Here is a 26019-nt window from a genome sequence, read left to right as displayed (position 1 = left end):
AGCTTTTTGAAAAAAAATTTTATTTATTTTTCCGAAGCTTTTTTTGTCCCTAAAAAACTGCGTTTTGCGGAGGGCAAAGATACAACCTTTATTTCCTATTTCGCAAATCTTTTTTTAGATTTTTTTTGCTCGTTTGCCAGTTTGTTTTTAGAACTTGTCGCACTGCCTTTCGGCGTTATTGCGGGTGCAAAAGTAGCTACTTTTTTTACTCTGACAAGTTTTTAAATGCCTTTTTTTGAAAGTTTTTTTCGACTCAAAGTTAACTCGCTGGAAAGACGAGTTTTATGAACGAAAGTTTTTTGCGTGTTGGGGAATAAAAAAACGAATAACGCCGATTTTTGCAGGTTATTACCGCTTCGAATTTATTTTTTGACTAAGCAATAACTTTCATGTTATCTATAAAATGTTAATGTTTTTAACAAAGTGGAATAATACATAAAGGGTCTATAAAGAAGCTTTGATTTTGAATGAGGGATGTTGAGATGTTTCAGGTTTAAGATTTAAGGCATATGGTTTCAGGTTTCAGAATATTTAAAACGTTTGTTCTATTTAAAGTTTGTATTAATTTAATGCAGGGTCGCGCGTGAGGGATTGCAGCGGCATCCTTTTATCAATTGCTTGGGATTTCAATCCTGAGCAATTGATAAAAGATATAGTGAAAAGCCCGACGGTAGTTAAGGAAACAGAAGGCTTTGCCTGAATTTTTCCTAAACTGCCGACACGCCCAAATATTTCTTAATTTAAAAGTGTACATATATATAGGTGCAAATAATTGGACTTTTGTAATTATGGTTATATTTGCACTTCTAAATTTTTAAATATGATTAAGATTACGTTACCGGATGGTTCGGTTAGGGAGTTTGCAAAAGGCACGACTCCGATGGATGTTGCGAAGAGTATTAGTGAAGGTTTGGCTAGAAATGTGATTTCGGCGAACTTTAATGGCACTACTGTAGAAACCGCAACGGAACTGACGACGGACGGAACGCTTACTCTTTTTACTTGGAATGATAAGGATGGGAAGAAGGCTTTTTGGCATTCTACTTCGCATGTAATGGCGCAGGCTTTGGGAGAATTATTTCCTGGTATTAAACTTACCTTAGGCCCGGCGATTGACAATGGTTTTTATTATGATGTGGATTTTGGTAACCAAAAAATCACGGATGCTGACTTTAAAAAGATTGAAGACCGGGTTTTGGAAATTTCTCGTGAGAAGCATGAATTTAAAATGCGTCCGGTATCTAAAGCTGAAGCATTACAAATATATAAAGACAACGAATATAAAACAGAGCTAATTTCTAATCTGGAAGATGGCACAATTACTTTTTGTGATCATGCTACTTTTACGGATTTGTGTAGAGGTGGTCATATTCCCAATACAGGAATTATTAAGGCCATGAAAATTATGAGCATTGCTGGAGCTTACTGGCGTGGTGATGAAAAGAACAAACAGTTGACTCGCGTTTATGGAATTTCTTTCCCGAAACAAAAAGATTTGACTGATTATCTGGAATTATTGGAGGAAGCAAAGCGACGTGATCACAGGAAGCTAGGAAAAGAGTTGGATTTGTTCCATTTTTCTCAGAAAGTAGGTCAAGGTTTGCCTTTGTGGTTGCCAAAAGGTGCTGCATTGCGTGACCGTTTAGAGCAGTTTTTAAAAAAAGCGCAGAAGAAAGCGGGCTACGAACAGGTGGTAACACCTCATATTGGAATGAAAGATTTGTACGTGACTTCAGGACATTACGCAAAATATGGAGCCGACAGTTTTCAGCCGATTCATACACCAGCAGAAGGAGAGGAATTTTTATTGAAACCGATGAATTGTCCGCATCACTGCGAAATTTACAACTCTCGCCCGTGGTCTTACAAAGATTTACCAAAACGTTATGCGGAATTTGGTACGGTTTATAGATACGAACAATCTGGTGAATTACACGGGTTGACTCGCGTGCGAGGATTTACTCAGGATGATGCACATATTTTTTGTACGCCAGATCAATTAGATACTGAATTTAAAAATGTAATCGACTTGGTATTGTATGTTTTTGGTTCGTTAGGATTTGAAGATTTCACGGCTCAAGTTTCGGTTCGAGATTTGGATAACCCGGATAAATATATAGGTAGCGTTGAAAATTGGGAAAAAGCAGAAAACGCCATTATCAATGCGGCAAAAGACAAAGGATTGAATTACGTGATTGAAAGTGGTGAAGCTGCTTTTTATGGTCCGAAATTAGATTTTATGGTAAAAGATGCTTTAGGCAGAAGTTGGCAGCTGGGAACTATTCAGGTAGATTATAATTTGCCGGAACGTTTCGATTTAACTTACAAAGGTGCAGATGATAAACTTCATCGTCCGGTCATGATTCACAGAGCTCCTTTTGGATCGATGGAACGTTTCATTGCGATATTATTAGAAAACACAGCAGGAAATTTCCCACTTTGGTTGATGCCAGAACAAGCTATCATCTTGTCTTTGAGTGAGAAATATGAAAATTATGCCAAAAAAGTTTTAGAATTGCTGGAAAATCACGAAATTCGCGCCCTAATTGATAATAGAAACGAAACTATCGGTAAAAAAATTCGTGAAGCAGAAGTGAAGAAGTACCCGTACATGCTTATTGTAGGCGAGGAGGAGGAAAAAAATGGTACGATTTCTGTTAGAAAACACGGACAAGAAGGAAAAGGTAATATAACCATATCTATCGAAGAATTTGCATCTATCGTCAATGAAGAAATTAGCAAGACATTAAAAACATTTAACGTTTAACTTTAAATTTTAAAGCCATAGCAATAAGAAACAACAGAGGTTACCAGCCTCGAGTAGAAAAAAAAGATGCACACCGAATTAACAACTTAATTCGTGTTCCTGAAGTACGCCTTGTTGGAGATAACATGGAACCAAAAGTTTACAAAATCTCTGAAGCCTTAAAAATGGCAGAAGAACAAGAACTCGATTTGGTAGAAATTTCTCCGAATGCAGAACCGCCGGTTTGTAAAATAATGGATTACAAAAAATTTCTTTACATGCAGAAAAAGCGTGAGAAAGAAATGAAAGCGAAATCTACCCAAATTACAGTTAAGGAAATTCGTTTTGGTCCCCAAACTGATGAGCACGATTACGAGTTTAAAAGAAAAAATGCCGAGAAATTCCTAAAAGAAGGATCTAAATTAAAAGCATTCGTATTCTTTAAAGGTCGATCGATTATTTACAAAGAACAAGGACAAATTTTATTGCTTCGTCTCGCTCAGGATTTGGAAGAATTCGGAAAAGTAGAAGCAATGCCAGTTTTGGAAGGAAAAAGAATGATTATGTTCATTGCTCCTAAAAAGAAAAAATAAAAGCCCCGTAACCCCCAAAGGGTGAATTAGGATCAGAATACGCTTTCCTCTCCTCTTTTGGAGAAGTCGGGGAAGCTAAAAAAAAAGTAAGTAAGACAAATTAAATACACTAGGAAAAGATGCCTAAAATGAAAACCAAATCTAGCGCTAAGAAACGTTTTAAAGTTACTGGCTCTGGAAAGATTAAAAGAAAGCACGCTTTTAAAAGTCACATTTTGACTAAAAAATCTAAAAAGCGTAAATTAGCGTTAACTCACTCTGCATTGGTTCACCAATCAGATATGAAAAGCGTTAAAGAGCAATTAAGGATTATCTAATAGCCAACAGCCAAAAGCTGCCAGCCTTTAGTTTCTTTAGGTTAAAAAAATTATTTCATAACCTTGGAGTATGGCTATAAGTTCCTTTGATTAAATTCAGGACGCCTGCTACAAAAAAATTAAAAATTATGCCAAGATCAGTAAACTCAGTTGCTAAAAGAGCACGTAGAAAAAAGATAATGAAGCAAGCCAAAGGTTTCTTTGGTCGTCGTAAAAACGTTTGGACAGTTGCTAAAAATGCGGTCGAAAAAGCTATGCTTTATGCATACCGCGACAGAAAGCAAAACAAGAGAAACTTCCGTGCTTTGTGGATTCAGCGTATTAATGCTGGAGCTAGATTAGAAGGAATGTCTTACTCTCAGTTTATGGGGAAAGTAAAAGCTAACGGAATTGAATTAAACCGTAAAGTTCTTGCAGATTTAGCAATGAATCACCCAGAAGCTTTCAAAGCAATCATCAACAAAGTAAAATAAACGTTTTATCAATCAATTTGTCTTACTTACTTATAAAAGAACCATCTCGCAAGAGGTGGTTTTTTTGTTTGAATGAATTACAAAAAAAGAAACCCGGCAAAATTAATTGTCGGGTTTCTTTTTGTTCAAATCTATCTTTATTGAAAAACTTCCACATTTTCTCCATCGAAACTGGCAAAAACCATACTCGGGTGTGAATCTTGGTGAAACATATTTCCGTCTTTATCTATGGCAATCGCTCCGGCGAAACCATCAAAAGGTTTGAGTTCCTGGAACGTTTTTGCGAAAGCGTCTTTCAAAGAAAAACCATCTGTGACGCGGGTCACAATTTTGGCAGCTACCGCTCCACTCACAATATCTTCGCCAACTCCGGTTAGACTTACGCCACAAAATTCATTGCAATAATTTCCGGCAACCGTTGCCGAATCTGAAACACGACCTACAATTTCAAAACCTTTTCCACCGGTAGAAGTTGCCACGGCAATTTTTCCCTCGCTGTCCAAAGCCACACAACCTACGGTTCCAATTCCAGTGGCGGTAAGTTTGGCTTCGTACTCCTTTCTTCGTTGTGGAATTTCGGTAGAAAATTTTTCAAAGCCGTTTTTTCGGGCAAAGTTGGTTGCTCCTTCTCCACTCAAAATGCGGTCGTCAACGTTCATCAAAACTTCCGCAACTCGAATAGGATTTTTTACATCTTCAATATTAATTACGCCACTCATTTTCATGGTTGTCGCGTCCATCAACGAAGCACTCATGCGGATTTTTCCATCACTTTGAATTTGCGAACCAATTCCGGCATTGAACAAAGCATCGTCTTCTAACAACGAAACAGCGTAAACAACAGTTTGTAAAGCGGTATGATCTTTTAAATATTCAAAGGAGTCTTTTGCAATTTTTATCAAAGCCTCTTGCTTGGCAATTTTGGTTTCGATATTAGTGGAAGATTCCGAAAAAAATCCGCCGTGTATGATGATTTTCATATTAATTTACTTCGTATTGTGACGATTGAATGTACATTTTATTGGTTTGCAAATCGTAAGTATCGTCTTTGCTCATCACATGAACCACTAAATTATTGATGGAAACGGGTTGCCCTAATTCTACCTGAGTTAAATTAGTGTCCTTAATTTGTCGGCCGTCAACCAAAATAACCAATCCGGAACCAATGGCTTCCATTTTATTTCCAATAATTAAAAGTCCGGTGTCTTCTCCTAAACCTATTCCTAAAACCTTGGGATTTCCTACAACCGCTTGAAACAAACGACCAATTCTGCCGCGTTGTACAAAATGGGTGTCTATAATTACATCATCAATCAAGCCTAAACCGCTTGTGATTTTTACTTCGCCTTTCAATAATGCTTCAGAACTACTCCCTTGATAAATCATATTGTTTGAAGCAGCTGCTGCTCCAGCAGAAGTTCCTGCGTAAACAAATTCTTCATTTCTATATTTGTCTAACAAAATATCATGAAATTCTGTTCCTCCTAATATTGAGGTCAAGCGTAATTGATCGCCTCCGGTAAACATCACCACATCTGCGGCTTTAATTCTTTCTAAAACTTCTGGTTCTGTGGCTTGTTCGCGTTTTTCGATATGTAAAACATCCACATTGGTGGCATTTAAAAATTGAAATGCTTTTACATATTCCGGTCCAACTTCTCTTGGTATTTTTGATGCAGTGGTAATCACTTCAATACGAGAATTTTCTTGATGTTTTGATTCTAATATCAATCGTTTTAAAATTCCAGTTTCGAAAAAATTCAAATTATTTGCAACATTTACATCAAAACTTGCTTCTGTAAAACTTCCTTTATCAACGGCACCGCCGATAATCATTAACTTTCCTTTTATATTCATTTTTTATGGTATGTGAATTTGTAAAATTATATAAATCTCCCAAATGCACAAGATTTCACTCAAATATATTCGTTTTAATATCAAAAAGTTTATTCATTATCAATTTTCACATTTTTTTAAAAATAATTGCAATTGATATTTCAAAAAAAACTACTTTAGTAGAAATCATTATATTTTTTTAACTAAAAAATAAAAAATGTTCCGATTACATTCTTTAGAACCATTCAAATCCATCAAAAACAACCAAAAACAGCTCTCCTATTTATGAAGATTTTAAAAATACAAGCATTACGAGGCCCTAACATTTGGAGCGTTCAACGCAAAAAATTAATCCAAATGAGATTAGATTTAGAAGAATTAGAACAATTTCCTACCAATAAAATTCCTGGCTTTAAGGAACGAATTATGGAAATGTTCCCTACAATGTACGAACACAGATGCTCTGAAGGCGTGCCTGGCGGATTTTTTTCTCGAGTGGAACGAGGTACCTGGATGGGACACGTGATTGAGCATATTGCACTCGAAATCCAAACACTTGCTGGAATGGAAACCGGTTTTGGACGAACGCGCGAGACCAAAACTTCCGGAATTTATAACGTAGTTTTTAGCTATACTGAAGAAAACGTAGGTCTTTTTGCAGCGGAATCTTCCGTAGCAATTGCCGAAGCTTTGATTGCCGGAACGCCTTATGATTTAGAAGCTGATATTCAAAGAATGCGGGAAATTCGTGAGAGAGATCGTTTAGGACCAAGTACCGGAAGTATTGTGGAAGAAGCTGTTTCGCGTGATATTCCTTGGATTCGCCTTGGCACAAATTCACTTGTACAATTAGGTTACGGCGTGAATCAAATGCGTTTTCAGGCAACCATTACTTGTAAAACCAGCAATATTGCGGTGGACATTGCATGTAACAAAGAAGAAACCAAAAGAATGCTTGAAAATGCTTCCATCCCAGTAGCCAGCGGTTCTATTTGTGTTGACGAAGAAGATTTGGAACTAACTATTAAAAAAATTGGTTTTCCAATTGTGCTAAAACCACTTGATGGCAATCATGGTAAGGGTGCTTCAATAAATGTTACCACTATGGAAGCCGCGAAAGAAGGATTAGTTTATGCCCAAAAATACAGCCGTCGTGTAATTGTAGAAAAATTCATCACCGGATTCGATTTTAGGGTTTTAGTGATTGACAATAAAGTTGTTGCAGCAGCACAACGGGTTCCCGCTCACGTCAAAGGAAACGGTGTTGATACCATCGAAAAATTAATTGAAACAGAAAATCTCGATCCAAGACGTGGTTACGGTCATGAAAATGTTTTAACTGAGATTACTATCGATAGAGATACGACTGATTTGTTAGAAAAAATGAATTATTCGTTAACAACTGTTCCGGCAGAAGGTGAAATTGTTTATTTAAAATCGACCGCCAATTTGAGCACCGGCGGAACCTCTGTAGATGTTACCGATATGATGCATCCCGAAAATATTTTTTTGGCAGAAAGAATTTCAAGAGTCATTGGTTTAGATGTTTGCGGAATTGATATTATGGCAAAAAATCTTACGCAACCGCTCAATGAAAACGGTGGCGTAATTCTAGAGGTCAATGCCGCACCAGGATTTCGAATGCATTTGGCTCCATCCGAAGGATTGCCAAGAAATGTTGCCGCTCCAGTTATTGATATGTTATATCCTCCCGGAAAACCGAGCAGAATTCCAATCATTGCCGTTACAGGAACTAACGGAAAAACCACCACCACCCGACTTTTGGCTCATATTGTAAAAAATAATGGTTATAAAGTAGGTTTTACCACTTCTGACGGAATTTATATCCAAAACCACATGTTGGAAAAAGGTGACACCACCGGACCAATGAGTACAGAATATATTTTGAAAGATCCCACGGTTGAATTTGCCGTTTTAGAAACCGCAAGAGGAGGAATATTGCGTTCTGGTTTAGGTTTTAGCCGTTGTGATATTGGAATTATTACCAACATTAGCGAAGATCATTTAGGATTGAGCGACATTGAAAATTTGCAAGATTTAGCTCGTGTGAAAAAAGTAGTGGTACGAAGTGTAAAAAAAGACGGTTGGGCTATTTTAAATGCAGACGACGAAGAATGTGTAAAAATCGCATCGGAGTTGAGCTGTAACGTGGCTTTTTTTAGTATGGATGAAGAAAATCCGTTGATTAAAAAATTAGGCAAAGAAGGCAAAACCGTGGCTATTTACGAGAATGGATTTATTACGATTAAAAAAGGTGATTGGAAAATTCGAGTGGAAAAAGCGATGCATATTCCATTAACTTTAGGTGGAAAAGCCAAATTTATGATTGCCAATGTTTTGGCCGCAACTTTAGCTTCTTATTTATATGGATTTAAAACCGAAGACATCAGCCTTTCGTTACAAACTTTCATTCCAAGTGTGGCACAAACGCCTGGACGAATGAACATTTTTGAATTTAAAAAATTTAAAATGATGATTGATTTCGCCCATAATCCGGCGGGATACAATGCTATTGAAGATTTATTGGCCAATATTGAAGCTACTAAAAAAATTGGAATAATTTCGGGAGTTGGAGATCGACGAGACGAAGATATTCGCGAATGCGGAAAAATTGCCGCCAGAATGTTTGACCATATTATTATCCGTCAAGAAAAGCATTTACGAGGCAGAACCGAAGAAGAAATTATTGATTTAATTAAAGAAGGCATCCAATCGGTTGGGAATAATACTACTTTTGAAATTATCCCGAAAGAAACAGAAGCATTAAAACATGCGATTAGCATTGCCGAAGAAGGTTCTTTCATCACAGCTTTGAGCGATGTGGTAACCAATGCTATTGAGTTGGTACAAAATTATCTAGATAAGGAAAATGAGGAAAATTTGGTTTAACTCTTTGGTAAATTAAAATTATAAAGCCCTAACAAATAAAACGTTAGGGCTTTTTTTTATGTTTTCAATTTCTTTTTCTTTGCAGCAGGAAACAAAACATTGTTCAGAATCAATCTATAACCGGGAGAATTAGGATGTAAATCCAATACCGTTGGCGGATCTCCCACTTTGTGTTCATAATCTTCCGGATCGTGACCTCCATAAAAAGTAAACATTCCTTTTCCTTTGGTTCCATGAATGTATCGGGCTTCGCCATTTACTTTATTTTCGCCCATGACCAAAACATTCGATTTGATTAATTGGCTGTTGAAAGCAGTGGTTTGTCCCATAAAACCTTTGACTAATTGTGTATGATTTTGACATAACATTGAAGGAATTGGGTCCCATTTTGCTGAATATTCCATCAAGGTAAAATAATCTTTTTCGGGCATCATGTTACGAGTTCGTGTCATATCAATATCGGAAAATTCGTACACAACCGGATTTCTTTCTAAAATATAATCTTTAAAAGCAAAACCATTTTCATATATAATTTTCGATTGGTAATTGGCTTCGCTTGGATCACCGTCAAACATCGGCTCACAAATATCAACTCCCTCTGCTGCTAGAGAAATATCGAAGCTATCCGTTGCAGAACACATGGCAAACATAAACCCGCCACCAATTACAAAATCTCTGATTTTTTTTGAAACCGCTAATTTTTCTTCGGAAACTTTTGCATAACCTAATTTTGCTGCCAAAGCTTCAGCTTCTTTTTTTTGCTCGATGTACCAAGGTGCATTTTTATAAGCACCAAAAAATTTTCCGTATTGTCCTGTAAAATCTTCGTGATGCAAGTGTAACCATTCATATAAAAGCAATTGATCACTCAAAACTTCTTCATCATAAACAGCGGTGAACGGAATTTCGGCATAGGTTAAAACCAGTGTTACCGCATCATCCCAAGGTTTTTTGCCTTTTGGAGTATAAACCGCAATCTTGGGTGCTTTTTCTAAAACAACGGTTTCCATGTTTTGTGAAGGACTGGAAATTTCGTCTAAAATAGCATTGGCTTGACCATCTGACAATACTTCAAAACTAACACCTCTAATTTGACATTCTTTCCGTATTTCTGAAGCATCTGGCAATAAAAAAGATCCGCCTCTATAATTCAAAAGCCAACTCACTTTGTACTGTTTGTCGAGAGACCAATAGGTAATTCCGTAGGCTTTTAAGTGATTTTGCTGCGAAATATCGTCCATTGGTAATAAAATAAATGAAGCTTTCGCCGAAAGAGCAATCCAAAATAGTAAGATGAATATGAGATATTTTTTGTGCATACTGTGATGAAGCATTTTTTCAAAGATAACGGAATTTTACGACATCAAATTGCTTTAACATCTAACTCAAAGAATTATTTTACTAAAATTAAATAATTCTCAATCGCTCTTCCTCTAAATCTAATTGGTACAAGTGCTGTCTGATAATTTCTTCGTCAATTGTAGGGTCATTGTTAAGCTCGCTGAGATATTCCCGTTGGCGTTCGATTAATTCTATAAAAATTAATTTGGTTTTGTCATTCATCCAAGTATCTTCTTCCATAGATTTAGCACGTTCTTCCCATTGTTTCAAAAATTTATCCATTCCCGCAAGACCTATCAAATCGCTTTCATATTTTTCTTTTAGAAATTGGTGAACGTGTCGTTTAAGACCTTGCTTCATTTTTTTGCGGGTAACTTCTTCGTCTTCCTCACTAAAAATTCCGTCAAAAAATCCCGTCTTATTTATAATGAAAGGTAATGTCAAACCTTGTACCAAAAGGGTAAGCAAAATAGCAATGAAAGTGATAAACAAAATTAAATCGCGCTGTGGAAATGGCATTCCATTATCTAATTTTACCGGTATTGCTAAAGCGGCTGCAAGTGAAACCACGCCACGCATTCCAGTCCACCCTAAAAGTAGAGGCATAAACCAGCGTCGTTTTGCGGAACTTGCATGTGGTAAATTTTTCCTTCTAAAAATCATTGTGGCAATAAGTGCAGCATACGAACTAATCATTCTGGCGGAAATTAATACAATTGTTACAATGATTCCGTAGCCAATAGCTGTACTTAACGGAATTCCCTGCGAACGTATTCCGGAGACAATTTCAGGAAGATCTAGCCCAATTATTAAAAAAACAATTCCATTTAGAATAAAAACGAAACTTTCCCAAACGCTATAACCCTTAATTCGACTAGTGCTATTTAAAAATGTGAGCCTTTTTACCGACATCAACAATCCTCCAGCCACAACCGCCAAAACTCCTGAAGAATGAGCTTCTTCGGCAACCCAATACATAAAATAGGGACTAATCAATGTAAAAACAATGTCTGAAGGAGCGTCGGTTGGTAATCTTTTATGTATTTGAATAAAAATCCAGCCTAACAACAATCCGATTCCTGCTCCACCAAATACCATCCAAAGGAAACTTACAGCAGCTTCTTGCCATATGAATTGTCCAGTTCCCACTGCAACTAAAGCAAATCTGAAAATAATGAGTGAGGAAGCGTCGTTGAGTAAACTTTCGCCTTCTAATATTGCTGTTGTGGATCTTGGGATTTTTACAAATTTAGTAATGGCTCCAGTGCTCACAGCATCTGGAGGTGAAACAATTCCTCCTAATAAAAATCCTAACGCAATTGAAAATCCGGGGATATAATAATTGGCTACCAAAGCCACTGATAATGCTGTAAAAAATACCACCAAAAACGCAAAACTTGTGATGATTCGCCACCATTTTTTCATTTCTTTAAATGATGCTCCCCAAGCGGCTTCACACAAAAGCGGCGGCAAGAATATGAAGAAAATTAAATCGGGATTTATTTTAAGAATGGGTAATCCAGGAATAAAACTAATTGCCAAACCGCCTACAACTAATAAGATTGGATAAGCAATTCTGAGTTTTTTGGCCAGCATATTAAGGAAAACGATGACAACAATCATCGCTAAAAAAAAGGGTAACAGTGTATGCATTAAAAGTGTTTTAAAAATCTAGCAAATGTATAAAAAACCGAAAATTATTAAAATTAAAGTTTTGTTTAAAACAAAGGATAATTTTCAAAACACCTTGTAATGAATATTTATTGACTGCTTAAAGATTGGCGATAATAAACTTTTTCATTCCCATCATTTTTTTGAATGCGCCAGGTTTCTTAGTTAGTTCTTCCCAATTTTCAGGACATATTTGCCAACTTAAGCCGTATTTATCTTTTAGCCAACCACAAACACTTTCTTCACCACCATTTGCCGTAAGTTTTTCCCAATAATAATCAATTTCATTTTGGTTCTTGCTAGGAATCATAAAGGATACAGATTCATTAAATTTAAAATGTGGTCCTGCATTTATAGTAATAAAACGCATTTCCAAAATTTCAAATTCGATTGTGAGAATTTGTCCGGCAAAATCTTTTTGAAAATCAGCTAAACCGTCTGCTTCAGTTTTTGGATAATATGAAGTGTTGATTATTTTTCCGTCTTTAAAAACCGATAAGTAAAAGTCAACTGCTTCTTGAGCGTTACCATCAAACCAGAGATTTGGGATAATTTTATGTAAAGTAGCCATAATATTTTTTTAAAATAAATTTATAAAAAAAACAAAAGCACTACTTAGTAAGTTTTAATAAATTAAAATGGAACATCGCTATCATCGTCAAAATCGTTCATGTTACTGCCAAAAGCTTCATTAGGTGAAGGAAGATTTTTGGGCGTAAACGGGTTGTCTTGCATATTCATTTTAGATGGAAGATCATCAAATGTATTGCCAAATTCGTCGAGATTGTCAAATTTACCAAGACTTCCGATAAATTTCAACCGAACGTTTTCTAAACTTCCGTTACGATGTTTTGCAATAATAAATTCAGCTTGACCCTCTGTTGGAGAATGTTCATCATCATCCCATTCATCTATTTTATAATATTCTGGACGGTAAATAAACGATACGATATCGGCATCTTGCTCAATTGCACCCGATTCACGAAGATCGGAAAGCAACGGTCTTTTGCTTGAACCGCGGGTTTCCACAGCACGCGAAAGCTGAGAAAGTGCAATTACTGGAACATTTAATTCTTTTGCCAAAGCTTTTAAGTTTCGGGAAATGGTAGAAATTTCTTGTTCACGATTTCCGCCTCCTTTACCTCCACCTCCGGCTGTCATTAATTGCAAATAGTCGATAATGATTAATTTGATGCCGTATTGAGAGGCTAATCTTCTGGCTTTTGCGCGAAGGTCGAAAATTGAAAGTGATGGTGTATCGTCAATGTACAAGGGTGCCTTTTCTAGGTTTTTTACTTTGATTGAAAGCTGTTCCCATTCATGTTTTTCGAGTTTTCCGGTTCGTAATTTTTCTGAGGAAAGTCCGGTTTCAGAAGAAATTAGACGTGTAATTAACTGAACTGAGGACATCTCTAAGGAAAAAACGGCAACGGGATGACCAAAGTCGATGGCGATGTTTCGTGCCATTGAAAGTACAAAAGCGGTTTTTCCCATCCCGGGTCTTGCGGCAATAATAATTAAATCCGATGGTTGCCATCCGGAAGTAACTTTGTCTAATTTTTCGAAACCAGTTGCCACTCCCGAAAGTCCTTCTTTATTCGCAATTTCTTCGATTCTTTTTTTGGCTTGGATCACTAAACTTTGCGCCGTTTCAGAACTTCGTTTAATATTTCCTTGGGTTACTTCGTAAAGTTTTGATTCGGCTTTGTCGAGCAAGTCAAAAACATCGGTGGTTTCATCGTAAGATTCCTCGATGATTTCGGAAGAAATTTTGATTAAACTTCGCTGAATAAATTTTTGTAGAATAATTCTGGAGTGAAATTCAATATGTGCTGAAGAGGAAATTTTTTGCGTAAGCTGAATTAAATTAAAATCGCCTCCTGCGGCATCAAGTTTGGCGTTTTTTTTCAATTGTGCTGAAACGGTAAGCAAATCAATTGGTTGTGAATCGTTGAACAATTGAACGATGGCTTCAAAAATGTGTTTGTGTGCATCTTTGTAGAAGGCTTCGGGCTGAAGAATATCAATTACTTCATCGACCCCTTTTTTATCAATCATCATGGCACCTAAAACTGCTTCTTCCAAATCAGTAGCTTGAGGTGGCAATTTTCCTTTTTCGAGATTGATAATGGTTGTTTTATCGACTTTTACGGGATTGATATTTCTTAGATTTTCCATATTGCGAAAGTAGCCAAATTTTAAAAAAATTAAAGTTCAACTTGTGAGCTTCGAATGTTTATAAATTGTAAATTTTTGTTAATAACGATAAAAAAATCCGAAACCACAAGGCTTCGGACTCATTGATTTTTATGGTAAAAAAATAGTGGCTTATTCTTTAAATTCGCCCATATTGCTGTATTTATCCATTCTTTGGGATACTAGTTGTGCTGTTGATAAGTCTTTTAGCTCATTGTATCCTTTTAAAATAAATTTTTCAACTTCTTTAAAAGTAGCTTCTCGGTCATAATGCGCTCCTCCAAGTGGTTCAGGAATAATATCATCGATTAGCTTTTGTTTTTTCATGTCATAGGAAGTTAGTTTTAAAGCTTCTGCGGCTTGTTCTTTGTATTCCCAACTTCTCCACAAAATTGATGAACAAGATTCTGGCGAAATTACAGAATACCAAGTATTTTCTAACATATACACTTTATCACCAACGCCAATTCCTAAGGCTCCTCCCGAAGCTCCTTCTCCTACAATAATAGTGATGATTGGCACTTTTAGACTGATCATTTCAAAAATATTTCGCGCTATGGCTTCACCTTGTCCACGTTCTTCGGCTTCTAAACCTGGATAAGCTCCCGGAGTATCTACTAAAGTTACGACAGGTATATTAAACTTTTCGGCCATTTTCATTAATCGTAAAGCTTTTCGGTAACCTTCCGGATTAGCCATTCCAAAATTTCGGTATTGGCGTGTTTTAGTATTGTATCCTTTTTGTTGTCCTACTATCATAAATGATTGGTCGCCAATTTTACCCAAACCACCAATCATGGCTTTGTCATCTTTAAAATTTCTATCGCCAAAAAGTTCTAAAAATGAGTCCCCACAAAGTGCCCGAACGTGATCCATGGTGTAAGGACGACTTGGATGTCTTGAAAGTTGAACACGTTGCCACGCTGTTAGATTTTTATAAATTGATTTTTTAGTTTCTTCTAACTTTTTTTCAATTTTTTTACAAGTTTCTGTTACATCAACGTCAGATTCTTGGCCAATAATTTGACATTTATCCAATTGGTCTTCTAATTCTTTTATTGGAAGTTCAAAATCTAAATATTCCATAGGACGATTCCTTTTATATTTTGGTTCAAAGGACAAAGATAGAATTTTCATTTATAATGATTACAATAAAAAATACATTTCTCGCTTGGGCTAGCAAACTGAAATTTTTGTTGTGAATTTAACTTTTATCTATCTTTGCAAAATGATTTTCCCTAATTATATATCAAATCTTATCCTAGTTATTTTAATTTCCCCTGTATTGGCTATTTCTCAGGCTCCAAAAACAGAGGATCTTAAAAGAATGCTCGTAAATGCTCGAGAACTACTGTATTCTAATCACGAAAATTGCGAAAAACTTTCGGAAAATATTTATGAATATGCTTTAAAAACTAACAATCAAGAAATTGCTGATTATAGCTTGTTATTTATCCTTAAATCAAACTTTTATCAAAGAAATTATGAATTGGTAATTAAGGATATTGGTAAATTACGATCAAATGCTATCAAACATAACAATTTAGAAATTTTGTGTGATGCTCATTTATTAAAAGCAATCACGCTAAGTAATTTAAATGATTTTAATGGTGCGGTCAATGAAATTCAAGAAGTGGCGAATATAGTTAATAAGATGCCAAATCAAAATTCTCGTATTATATATACGGGATTAATGCATCAAAACCAAGCGATTATTTATTACAATAATCATTCAGGTCGGGAAGTGGTATTAAGGTATCTAAAATTAGCATTATATCAATTTAAAAAAATTCAAGTTTTACCCGAAACAGGATTTGTGATGTACCCCAAAAATGATTTGCTTCGTGCCAACTACGATTTTATTGCTAATGAATATGTGGCTTTAAAGATGACTGATTCTGCTAAATATTATTTGGCAAAGACTTTGGCTACAAAAGCGCGTTATCCGGATCCTCGAAGAACGGTTATGACCTATAATAATTATGGGTATATAAGTTATTTAGAAAAAAATTATTTAGATGCTTTAAAATTTTATAGTAAAAGTGAAGCTGTTGCCAAAACTTCTGATGACTCCCGATTGCTTCACGGCGCTTATGAAGGATTATCGATAGTACATAATAAGTTAGGAAATTTTAAAGAAGCTAATCATTATATGTATTTAAAAGTAGCAATCGACGAGCAAAATCGTATCATTAGCCAAAAATCCGTAGCAAATTCTCTTGATGACATTTTTGACGAAAAAAATAAGACGATTAATGAGAAAAACAAGCAATTGTCAAATTTACAAATAGTGTTAGGCATCGGAGGATTGCTTGGAGGCTTGTCGTTAATTTTATTATTTAGAGAATTTAAAAAGCAGAAAACTACCAAAAAGCAATTACAGTTTTTGGTAAACCAAAAATTAAATAGAGTATCTTCACGAAAAAACAACAGTAAAGGTGTGGACTTGGAAAAACTCGTAGAATTAGCGATTCAAAACGATGCTGCATTTTACCCGAAGTTTCGAGAGTCTAACAGAGATTTTATTTCAAAATTGATAACATTGGCACCAAGTATTAATACATCTGAACTTAAACTGGCAGCTTATCTTAAATTAGATTTTTCGGCAAAAGAAATCGCACAATATACTAAAACTACAGTTCGCTCCGTGGAAGCTAAAAAATACCGCTTGAGAAAAAGGCTAAACATACCAACGGATCAAGACATTCACCTTTGGCTTTCACAATTGTAGTTTTTATTTTAGTTTCTCTCGATTTTTTAAAATACCGTTTAAAATCACTGTAGTTAAGATGATTATTGCTCCAATATAAAACCCAAAACTCATCTTTTCTTTTTCCCCTAAAATAAAAAATGCTAGCGCAATTCCGTAAACCGGTTCAAGATTAGTGGTTAACATTACGGTATATGGTGACAATCTTTTCATTACATTTACTGAGGCTGTAAAAGCATAAGCCGTACAAATACTAGCCAAAACAATGATTAGCAACCAGTCGTTAAGGCTAACGTTAAAAAATTCTGGAGTAAATTTTTGGGTAGCCAAAAGATAAATACTGATGAAAGCAGCACCTGCAAAAAATTCGTATAAGGTAATTACAGATGGATCGTATTTTTGGATTAATTTACCATTAAACAAAGTAAAAATTACCCCTAAAAATACGGAAAGTAATGCATAAGCCATCCCCAAAATGTAGGTTTGCTCCACTTGAAGAATCATTAACAAAGCACCCACGATAATGATACCAAAAAAAACTTCGTACCAAAGCATTTTTCGGTTAAAAAAAATAGGTTCTAAAATGGATGCAAAAAAAGCTCCTGTGGAAAAAACTGCCAGTGTAATCGAAACATTTGACACGTTTATGGCTTTGAAAAAAAACACCCAATGAAGTGCAATTAATAATCCTACTAAAAACAATCGGATTAATGATTTTGGCGAAAGCCTCCAATCTTTTTTAGTAAGCAATATAAAAAGGAGCATAAAAATTCCCGCCAAAAGCATACGGTACCAAACAACAGCTTCTTCTTTGACTGAAATTAAATCGCCTAAAATGGCTGTAAATCCCCAGATAAAGACAATTAAATGTAGGTGGAGATAACTCTTGAGGTAATTAGCGTTTTGCATTTCGGAGCAAATAAATAGCTAAAATTCCAAAAACAATATTAGGTAACCATACTGCTAAAAGTGGTGGAATACTGGATTTTTCGGCTAAGGTTCCAAAAATTTTATCAAAGAAAATAAAAGTAAATGCCAATCCAATCCCGATGGCAAGATTGATTCCCATTCCTCCTCTCCTTTTCATCGAAGAAACTGCCACGGCAATGATGGTAAGAATAAATGCAGAAACGGGCAAACTATATTTTTTATACAAAACCACTAAATATGTGTCAATATTTGAGGAGCCACGTTCTCGTTCTTTGTCGATAAAATCATTTAATTCACCAACGGTTAAAGTTTCGGCAACGTAAATAAGTGGCGTTAAATCATCCATTTCAAAATTAAAAACCGTGTCTTTTTTCTTTTCGGATATTAATACATCTCCATACTCGCCAACTTTTCTTTTGGTATAATTAAATAAGGTGTAAGTACTGTCTTTCTCATTATACTTTAATCGATTGGCCGAAATCACAAAGTCTAGCTTATTGCCGGTAAATTTTTTTAGTGTAAAATCGTGGGCTATTTTATTATTGGTATTAAAATTACTAACGTATAGAAATTCTCCGGGTTTTATCTCGCGGTAAACATTGGTGGTTTCGCGTGTTTTTTTATTTCCTTTGAGGTAAGTATATCTAAAATCATTATAGCCTTTGCTGGCATTTGGAACCAAATAAAATCCCATAATTAAAGCAAAAATGGAAATTATGGTAGCTCCTATTAGATAAGGTCTTAGAAATCTTGTAAATGAAATTCCAGAACTTAATATGGCGATAATTTCGGTATTATTGGCTAATTTTGAAGTAAACCATATTACTGATAAAAATAAAAATATAGGAAACAACAAATTAGCAAAATAGATTGTAAAGTCTAGATAATATTTAGCCACTTGCCAAAAATGTACATCATTGGCCAGTATTTTATTGATTTTTTCAGAAACGTCAATTACTATTCCAATAGGTATAAAAAGAAACAGCATCACGAAAAAAGTGGTCAAGTATCTTTTTAAAATATATTTGTCAATAATTTTCATCCGAAATTTTTTGTTTCTTGTTTGTATTAAAAATTATAAACGTTGGCTCATTTGTTTTACCATCATGTCTTTCCATTGACGGAAATCGCCTTGAAGAATATGTTTTCTTGCTTCGCGAACGAGCCACATATAAAATCCGAGATTGTGAATCGTAGCAATTTGTTTACCTAAATATTCATTTGCGGAAAATAAATGGCGTAAATAGGCTTTTGTATATTCGGTATCCACAAATGTAATTCCCATTTCATCAATTGGCGAAAAGTCATCAGCCCATTTTTTATTTTTGATGTTGATAGTTCCGTTTGCCGTAAAAAGCATTCCGTTTCTGGCATTACGAGTAGGCATAACACAGTCGAACATGTCAATTCCTAACGCTATATTTTCTAAAATATTAATTGGCGTCCCAACTCCCATTAAATAACGGGGTTTTTCCTTTGGCAAAATAGCCGTCACAACTTCGGTCATTGCATACATTTCTTCTGCCGGTTCTCCTACCGAAAGTCCACCAATAGCATTACCTTCTGCACCAGCATTGGCAATATATTCTGCAGATTGCTGACGTAAATCTTTGTAAGTACTACCTTGCACAATTGGAAAAAAAGTTTGTTCGTAACCGTATTTAAAAGGCGTTTTTTCTAAATGATTGATACAACGATCAAGCCATCTGTGTGTCATGTGCATGGATCTTTGTGCATATCGATAATCACATGGATAAGGCGTACATTCGTCAAAAGCCATAATAATATCGGCACCAATTGTACGTTGGATTTCCATTACATTTTCCGGAGTAAAAACATGATACGAACCGTCAATATGTGATTTAAATTTTACACCTTCCTCCTTAATTTTTCTATTGGAAGAAAGGGAATATACTTGGTAACCGCCAGAATCGGTCAAAATATTTCGATCCCAATTCATAAATTTATGCAACCCACCTGCTTTTTCTAAAATATCAGTTTGCGGACGAAGGTATAAATGGTAAGTATTTCCCAAAATAATATCGGGATTAATATCGTTTTTCAACTCTCGCTGATGCACTCCTTTTACCGAAGCAACTGTACCAACAGGCATAAAAATAGGCGTTTCAATTACGCCATGGTCAGTTGTAATTTTCCCGGCACGGGCTTGACTTTGTGGATCGTTTTGTAATAGTTCAAATTTCATTCTTAAAATGTATTCGCATTTTTTTTATTTGCGAAACGCTGGCAAAGATAATCCATTTCGTAATTTTCGGGTTGACAATTATGATTTAATTTGATATTCATTGTAGTGGTGTTTATTATCTTTGAAATAAAAAGATGAGATATTTGTTGTTAATACTACTTTTGTACGCAAGTAATTTTTATGGACAGGAGATGAAAAATGATTGGGCAAATTTTTCCAAATATAAATCAGAAAATATTTCACTGAAAAATCCTACTGAAAACCGTGTGGTATTTATGGGTAATTCTATAACTGAAGGCTGGAAAACGGCAGACCCCAATTTTTTTTCCGAGAATAATTATATTAACCGTGGCATTAGTGGGCAAGTTAGTGCTCAAATGTTAGCACGTTTTCGCCAAGATGTGATTTATTTAAAGCCTGACAAAGTGGTGATTTTAGCTGGCACGAATGATATTGCACAAAATAACGGTGACATTGCTATTGAAAATATCTTTGACAACATCGTATCTATGGTTGAACTAGCCGCAATTCATAACATAACGCCCATAATTTGTTCAATATTACCCGCTTTAGACTTTCCTTGGAATCCGGGATTAAATCCGTCACAAAAAATAATCGAGCTGAATATGTTATTGGAAAATTATGCTCTGAAAAACAATTTCATTTTTGTTGACTATCATTCGAATCTAAAAAATTCTCAAAATGGTTTGCCAAGTGAGTATAGTACTGATGGTGTTCACCTTAATAAAAAGGGATATCAGGTGATGAAAAAAATTTTGTTTGAAGCATTAAATTAAATGGGCATCTATGTTTTGCAGATATTGATATAAGTCTACCGTAGCATCGAGCGAAAGTCTTTTTCTCAGCCTGCTTTTTCTACTTTGAATGGCTTTAATTGAAACTTGGTTTATTTCTGCAATTTGCTGAGTTGTAAATCCTAGTTTTAAGTAAAAACTAAATTTTTGTTCGGGTAATGTGAGACCAGGCTGAATTTGGTTAAGCATGGTAAAAAAATCTGGATATAACTCTTTACCACGTCCTAAAAATAAAGGAGAATCAATTTTAGCTAACGAATATAATTTTTTTAAATCTTTTTCTTTTACTTTTGAGAGTGTATCCAATTCTTTCTTTTGTTTTGATATAATCTCGGCTTGTTGTTCAGTAAAATGTGTAGTTTGGTTATATCGCTTTAATAAAAATAAAATAATGATCAGTAATAAAATAGTGGATACAAATATCACATAGACTATGATTTTTATATCAAAATACTTATTCGCTGAACCTTCAGTTGACTGTTTAGTTAATAATTTAATTGTTTCTTCTCGAGATTTAGCTTGTATGGGAACTAATTTTTCGGCTAATGCTGTTTTTTTTTCCAAAATTTCATTGCCTTTTATTATTTCCCCCATTTCAAAATAAGTATCTGATAATGATGTATAAATGTAATGAAGCAAAAAGTCATTTCCATAGCCTTTTAGTCTATCGATAGCTTTTTGAAAGTGCTTTACAGCATTTTGATCGTCATAATTTTGATAAAAATAATTCCCAAAACCACATTCTGCATATATTATCCCAAAGGTGTTTTGATTTGCTTCAGCAATTTTAAGTGCTTGATTAAGATAATAAACTGCTGAATCATTTTGCTTTTTTAAGGCATAGCATTCTCCAAGTATTCTGTATGATTCACTTATAGAATTGTATCTCTTTTTGAATGAAAATTGTTCAAATAAACGTACACTCTTTTTAATATTACTATAAGTAGAATCAATTGGCATTATTGAATCTTGAAAAAAAACTAAAGCTTTGGTCTGGTATAGATTCGCTTGTATTAGATTACGATTACTTAATTCCTTTATGTTTTGAGACTGAGCAAAAATATCCTTAAACATTCGTCGGCTTTCCACAAATGAATCCGCATAACTGATGGCGTAGGCTTTATATTGTAGCGCAGAACAGAGGTAGAAAAAATTTTGGTTTTTCTGTGCAAGATCTTGTAAGATTAACACGTGTTCTATTACTTTGTGATTGTTATCTAAACAATTATAACTGATTACTAGCTGTAATTGCGCTTGCATCATAGCTAAATCATCCGATGCATTTTTAGCTTTCTCAAAAATTTGTTGATGTTTTACAATGGATAACTGAGGGTTATGCTTCGTTAGTTTATAGGCCTCATTTAATTCCATTGCAAATGCACCTTTGGTCTCCTGTGTAAAACCAAAAGTAAAATTCATCAATAAGCTAAAAATTATAATTTTTTTTAACATATTTGTTAAAACAAGTGCTAAACTTATATTTGTTCTAAATTTTCCATCCATTGATAGATGTTTTCGTCGGCATCTATTCTTAACCGTTTCCTTAATCTACTCTTCCGGTTTTGGACTGCTTTAATAGTAGTACCATAGAACTCCGCAATTTCTTTTGTTGAAAATTGCAGTTTAATGTATAGGCAAAACTTTTGCTCAGTTTCGGTTAAGGTAGGTTCAATCTCAAGTAATTTTTTAAAAAAATTTGGGTATTGTTGTTGTGCAGCCGCAATGCAAGTAGGATCATCACTTCGGGCATACTTTAGTAATTTTTCTAAGCTGTGATTTACTTGATTACTAAGTATATCAAGTTGATTTTGTTGTGCCGCCAATATCTGCAATGTTTCGTCTTTTTCTTTGTCATCTTTTTTAAATCTTTTATAAATTAGAAAAATACTCAATCCACAGACTAGGATAAGGAATAATCCTAAGATTAATAATCTAATATACTGCTTATTTTGTTGCTCATGAAGATTGGCTTTTTGCGCAAGCATATCTTTATAAACTTTTGCCATCGCATCATTTTTTGCAAACTGTAAACTGTCTAACAATTTAGATTGTAATCGTTTGTAGTGTTGAGATTGCTCTAAATTATTACGCTCTAACCATATTGAATAATCTAAGTAAATTAATCTTAATTCGTCTAAATATTGGTTTTCCTTAGCAAATTCGATAGCTTGTTGATAGGCCAAATTAACTAAATGGACAGGCTTAGTTTCTTCTGAAATCTTTGCCGCTTGCCATTCTAAATATAATTTACTTTCTATAGAATTTATTTCAATTGCCAAAGCTTTCGCTCTATTATGGTTTTCCAAAGCTTGTGTAAAATTCTTTTTGGCAATGTGATAATTTGCAAGTAAAAGATATGCATTTGTGAGGTGTAATTGTTGATCGACTCCTGTCTTGAGAAACGTGATGGCATTTTGACAATATTTTAAGGCGTTATCATAGCTAGAATTTTCTAGCGATAACTCTGCTGCTCCAAAGAATAAAATGCCCTTAGCCGTGTTTTTTAATTTTTCGTCTTTAGTAAGCTCTACATAGTCAAGTGCCTGAAAAATTTCTTGCAATCCCAGCATTTTATTACCCAAGGTATAGTTGATACGAGCCTCCACCACGATTGCTTCGGCATATTTATCGGCATATTGATTTTCCTGAGCTGTAAGTTTACATTTCTCAATATATTTTAAGGCCTGCTCGGTCATCCCTACCTGAAAATATTTTTTTGCTAATTTAAGCTCGCTGTGGGTAACGGCTCGCATATTTTTTACTTCCTGCGCTTTTTCAAGTACCTCAGTGTAACTTTTTATCGATTGGTCTAAAGCATATACATTTTGATGATCAAGTAAACTTAATGTTGCATCAATAGGCGTTTCGTAAGATTGTGCAAATGTTTTAGAACAAAACATTAGAATGATGATGAAATAAAAATTTTTCATCAAACAATGGATCAGAAGATGATGCTTAGATTTGGGGTGGCACATACTCGAAAAATTAACAATTTACTAAAAATTATTTGATTGCAAAATCAAATAACGTAACTGTTTATAGCAAAGATAGGTTTTATTTTGTTTTGCAAAAAAGAAATACAAGCTTAACAACCACTTGTAAAACCCATTATAATAAAAAAATAGATTTTTTAGACCCAAAATTATTTAATCATTCTCACGGTTGATTTCTTTAAAAATGGAAAATAACTCATTACATTTGTAACCGTTTAACTTTATCACTAATAATGAAACCCAACACACAACAATTAAACAACTTAACAATTCAAGTAAGAAGAGATATTCTTCGAATGGTTCATGCGGTAAATTCAGGCCATCCAGGAGGCTCTCTAGGTTGCACGGAATTTATGGTAGCGCTTTATCAAAACCTCATGGATCGCAAACCAGGATTTGATATGGACGGAAAAGACGAAGATATTTTCTTTCTCTCAAACGGACACATTTCTCCTGTTTTTTACAGCGTTTTAGCAAGAAGCGGCTATTTTCCTATTTCAGAATTGGCGACGTTTCGCCACATCAATTCTAGATTGCAAGGACATCCTACCACTCACGAAGGTTTACCTGGCGTTCGCGTGGCTTCAGGTTCTCTAGGACAAGGAATGTCCGTTGCCATTGGTGCCGCACTTTCAAAAAAATTAAATAACGATTCGCATTTAGTTTACAGTTTGCATGGAGATGGCGAGTTACAAGAGGGACAAAATTGGGAAGCCATCATGTATGCTGCTGCTTACAAGGTGGATAATTACATCGCAACCATTGATTTAAATGGAAAACAAATTGACGGTCCAACTGATGAAGTTTTACCCATGGGAAGTATCAAAGCAAAATTTGAAGCTTTTGGTTGGGATGTTTTAGAAATTGAAAAAGGAAACGATATAGAAGCTATTATCTCCGGAATGACTGCCGCCAAAGCTCTTACAGGAAAAGGAAAACCTGTATGCGTTTTACTTCATACCGAAATGGGGAACGGTGTTGATTACATGATGTACAGTCATGCTTGGCATGGAAAAGCGCCAAATGACGAACAATTAGCAACTGCATTAACCCAAAATTATTGCGAAGGAGAAAGCGACTATTAATTAGGAATGATGAATTATGAGTTATAATTTTCTCTCGTAATTTTTTAATTCTTAAATCTTTCAATTTTTAAATTCATTATGAAAAAATACATCAATACAGGAAATAAAGATACTCGTTCAGGTTTTGGAGCGGGTTTGACAGAATTAGGTCAAAAAAACGAAAATGTTGTGGCACTTTGTGCGGATTTAATTGGCTCGTTAAAAATGGACGATTTCAAAAAAAATCACCCAGAACGTTTTTTTCAAGTAGGAATTGCAGAAGCCAATATGATTGGAATTGCTGCCGGAATGACCATTGGTGGAAAAATTCCTTTCACAGGAACATTTGCGAACTTTTCAACTGGAAGAGTTTATGACCAAATCCGTCAATCAGTTGCTTATTCTGATAAAAATGTAAAAATTTGTGCTTCTCACGCTGGTTTAACTTTAGGTGAAGATGGTGCAACTCACCAAATTTTGGAAGACATTGGTTTGATGAAAATGTTACCCGGAATGACGGTAATCAACACCTGTGATTATAACCAAACTAAAGCCGCAACTATCGCAATTGCAGATCATCACGGTCCAGTATATTTGCGATTTGGTCGTCCGTCAGTCCCAAATTTTACGCCGGAAAACGGTACTTTCGAAATTGGAAAAGCAGTATTATTAACTGAAGGAAAAGATGTTACAATCGTAGCAACCGGACATTTAGTTTGGGAAGCTTTAATTGCTGCTGAAAAATTAGAGGCAAAAGGTATTTCTGCAGAAGTAATCAACATTCACACTATAAAACCTCTTGACCAAGATGCGATTTTAAAATCTTTGGCAAAAACAGGTTGTGTAGTTACAGCTGAAGAACACAATATTTTAGGTGGTTTAGGCGAAAGCGTGGCTCGTGTTTTGGCTTTAAACAATCCTGCTCCACAAGAATTTGTAGCGGTAAACGATAGCTTTGGCGAATCTGGAACTCCGGATCAGTTAATGGAAAAATATAAACTAAACAATCAAGCCATTATTGAAGCGGTAGAAAAAGTAATCCAACGCAAAAAATAATTCATCGTTTTTATAAAATAAAAAATCCCGTTCAAATAGACTGCACCCAAAAGTTTAGACAAATTTACAATTAAATTTGATAATGGTGAGCTCGATATTTTATCGGGCTCATTTTGTTTAAATTCGACTTTATTCTATCGTTGTTATAATAGGTTATGTAGT

General features: G+C 34.9%; 22 protein-coding genes. 9 read left to right on the top strand and 13 right to left on the bottom strand.

Translation table 11 applies throughout. The features are described from left to right. Window positions 1–820 precede the first annotated feature (820 nt). The 4 genes from thrS to rplT all read left to right on the top strand — a co-directional run bounded on the left by thrS (window position 821) and on the right by rplT (window position 4129). Entirely contained in the window at window positions 821–2767 is a 1947-nt protein-coding gene (gene thrS, locus GV828_RS12750) for a threonine--tRNA ligase (protein WP_166537881.1), read from the top strand. Between the two features lie 17 nt (window positions 2768–2784). Continuing rightward, window positions 2785–3339 carry a translation initiation factor IF-3 gene (gene infC, locus GV828_RS12745; protein WP_394350659.1) on the top strand — a complete coding sequence of 185 codons (555 nt, stop codon included), beginning with the start codon at window positions 2785–2787 and terminating at the stop codon, window positions 3337–3339. Between the two features lie 119 nt (window positions 3340–3458). After that, complete coding sequence (rpmI, locus tag GV828_RS12740; RefSeq protein ID WP_108370561.1) at window positions 3459–3656, top strand: 50S ribosomal protein L35; 198 nt, start codon at window positions 3459–3461, stop codon at window positions 3654–3656. 128 nt (window positions 3657–3784) lie between these two features. Beyond that, window positions 3785–4129: a 50S ribosomal protein L20 gene (rplT, locus tag GV828_RS12735; protein ID WP_166537880.1), complete on the top strand. Its 345-nt coding sequence runs from the start codon at window positions 3785–3787 to the stop codon at window positions 4127–4129. A 137-nt stretch (window positions 4130–4266) separates the two neighbouring features. Here rplT and GV828_RS12730 read toward each other — a convergent pair whose 3' ends face one another. After that, complete coding sequence (locus GV828_RS12730) at window positions 4267–5109, bottom strand: isoaspartyl peptidase/L-asparaginase (protein WP_166537879.1); 843 nt, start codon at window positions 5107–5109, stop codon at window positions 4267–4269. A 1-nt stretch (window position 5110) separates the two neighbouring features. Beyond that, on the bottom strand, window positions 5111–5986 hold the full coding sequence (locus GV828_RS12725; RefSeq protein WP_166537878.1) for a cyanophycinase: 876 nt from the start codon (window positions 5984–5986) through the stop codon (window positions 5111–5113). A 264-nt stretch (window positions 5987–6250) separates the two neighbouring features. Between GV828_RS12725 and cphA the strand changes: the two genes are divergently transcribed. Further along, window positions 6251–8875: a cyanophycin synthetase gene (cphA, locus tag GV828_RS12720; protein ID WP_166537877.1), complete on the top strand. Its 2625-nt coding sequence runs from the start codon at window positions 6251–6253 to the stop codon at window positions 8873–8875. 56 nt (window positions 8876–8931) lie between these two features. Here the strand turns inward: cphA and GV828_RS12715 are convergent, their stop codons facing one another. The 5 genes from GV828_RS12715 to GV828_RS12695 all read right to left on the bottom strand — a co-directional run bounded on the left by GV828_RS12715 (window position 8932) and on the right by GV828_RS12695 (window position 15169). Next, entirely contained in the window at window positions 8932–10194 is a 1263-nt protein-coding gene (locus GV828_RS12715) for an asparagine synthetase B (RefSeq protein WP_166537882.1), read from the bottom strand. Window positions 10195–10282: 88 nt separating this feature from the next. Next, on the bottom strand, window positions 10283–11869 hold the full coding sequence (locus GV828_RS12710; protein WP_166537876.1) for a Na+/H+ antiporter: 1587 nt from the start codon (window positions 11867–11869) through the stop codon (window positions 10283–10285). A gap of 118 nt (window positions 11870–11987) precedes the next feature. Continuing rightward, window positions 11988–12458: a VOC family protein gene (locus GV828_RS12705; protein WP_166537875.1), complete on the bottom strand. Its 471-nt coding sequence runs from the start codon at window positions 12456–12458 to the stop codon at window positions 11988–11990. 62 nt (window positions 12459–12520) lie between these two features. After that, entirely contained in the window at window positions 12521–14065 is a 1545-nt protein-coding gene (dnaB, locus tag GV828_RS12700) for a replicative DNA helicase (RefSeq protein WP_166537874.1), read from the bottom strand. A 150-nt stretch (window positions 14066–14215) separates the two neighbouring features. Next, window positions 14216–15169: an acetyl-CoA carboxylase carboxyltransferase subunit alpha gene (locus GV828_RS12695; protein WP_166537873.1), complete on the bottom strand. Its 954-nt coding sequence runs from the start codon at window positions 15167–15169 to the stop codon at window positions 14216–14218. A 241-nt stretch (window positions 15170–15410) separates the two neighbouring features. Here GV828_RS12695 and GV828_RS12690 point away from each other — a divergent pair, with 241 nt between their 5' ends. Next, a complete protein-coding gene (locus tag GV828_RS12690) occupies window positions 15411–16814 on the top strand; it encodes a hypothetical protein (RefSeq protein ID WP_166537872.1) in 1404 nt (467 codons plus the stop codon). A 3-nt stretch (window positions 16815–16817) separates the two neighbouring features. Here the strand turns inward: GV828_RS12690 and GV828_RS12685 are convergent, their stop codons facing one another. From GV828_RS12685 to tgt, 3 genes are read right to left on the bottom strand one after another with little or no spacing between them, the layout of a single operon-like run. Further along, window positions 16818–17702, bottom strand: coding sequence for a DMT family transporter (locus GV828_RS12685; RefSeq protein WP_166537871.1), 885 nt, complete (start codon window positions 17700–17702; stop codon window positions 16818–16820). Then, window positions 17689–18765 (bottom strand): LptF/LptG family permease, encoded by a 1077-nt coding sequence (locus GV828_RS12680; protein WP_166537870.1) that lies wholly within the window; start codon window positions 18763–18765, stop codon window positions 17689–17691. The genes GV828_RS12685 and GV828_RS12680 overlap by 14 nt, the downstream gene beginning before the upstream one ends. 33 nt (window positions 18766–18798) lie before the next feature. Continuing rightward, the gene (gene tgt / locus GV828_RS12675) at window positions 18799–19929 is read right to left on the bottom strand and encodes a tRNA guanosine(34) transglycosylase Tgt (RefSeq protein ID WP_166537869.1); all 1131 of its coding nucleotides are present in this window, start codon (window positions 19927–19929) and stop codon (window positions 18799–18801) included. Window positions 19930–20063: 134 nt separating this feature from the next. On the opposite strand from tgt, the gene GV828_RS12670 reads away from it, so the two are divergent. Then, entirely contained in the window at window positions 20064–20726 is a 663-nt protein-coding gene (locus tag GV828_RS12670) for an SGNH/GDSL hydrolase family protein (RefSeq protein WP_166537868.1), read from the top strand. On the opposite strand, the gene GV828_RS12665 is transcribed toward GV828_RS12670, so the two are convergent. Next, complete coding sequence (locus GV828_RS12665; RefSeq protein WP_166537867.1) at window positions 20718–22247, bottom strand: transcriptional regulator; 1530 nt, start codon at window positions 22245–22247, stop codon at window positions 20718–20720. The genes GV828_RS12670 and GV828_RS12665 overlap by 9 nt on opposite strands. Next, a complete protein-coding gene (locus tag GV828_RS12660) occupies window positions 22220–23674 on the bottom strand; it encodes a hypothetical protein (protein WP_166537866.1) in 1455 nt (484 codons plus the stop codon). The genes GV828_RS12665 and GV828_RS12660 overlap by 28 nt, the downstream gene beginning before the upstream one ends. A gap of 296 nt (window positions 23675–23970) precedes the next feature. On the opposite strand from GV828_RS12660, the gene GV828_RS12655 reads away from it, so the two are divergent. Both GV828_RS12655 and GV828_RS12650 read left to right on the top strand, forming a co-directional pair. Then, complete coding sequence (locus GV828_RS12655; protein WP_166537865.1) at window positions 23971–24822, top strand: transketolase; 852 nt, start codon at window positions 23971–23973, stop codon at window positions 24820–24822. A gap of 78 nt (window positions 24823–24900) precedes the next feature. Further along, window positions 24901–25857: a transketolase family protein gene (locus tag GV828_RS12650; protein ID WP_166537864.1), complete on the top strand. Its 957-nt coding sequence runs from the start codon at window positions 24901–24903 to the stop codon at window positions 25855–25857. 70 nt (window positions 25858–25927) lie between these two features. Here GV828_RS12650 and GV828_RS13340 read toward each other — a convergent pair whose 3' ends face one another. Beyond that, window positions 25928–26014: an IS3 family transposase gene (locus tag GV828_RS13340; protein WP_394350645.1), complete on the bottom strand. Its 87-nt coding sequence runs from the start codon at window positions 26012–26014 to the stop codon at window positions 25928–25930. Window positions 26015–26019: the final 5 nt, after the last annotated feature.

Source organism: Flavobacterium ichthyis, assembly GCF_009915155.1.
Classification (GTDB): Bacteria; Bacteroidota; Bacteroidia; order Flavobacteriales; family Flavobacteriaceae; genus Flavobacterium; species Flavobacterium ichthyis.
This window is presented reverse-complemented; position numbering and strand designations above follow the sequence as displayed.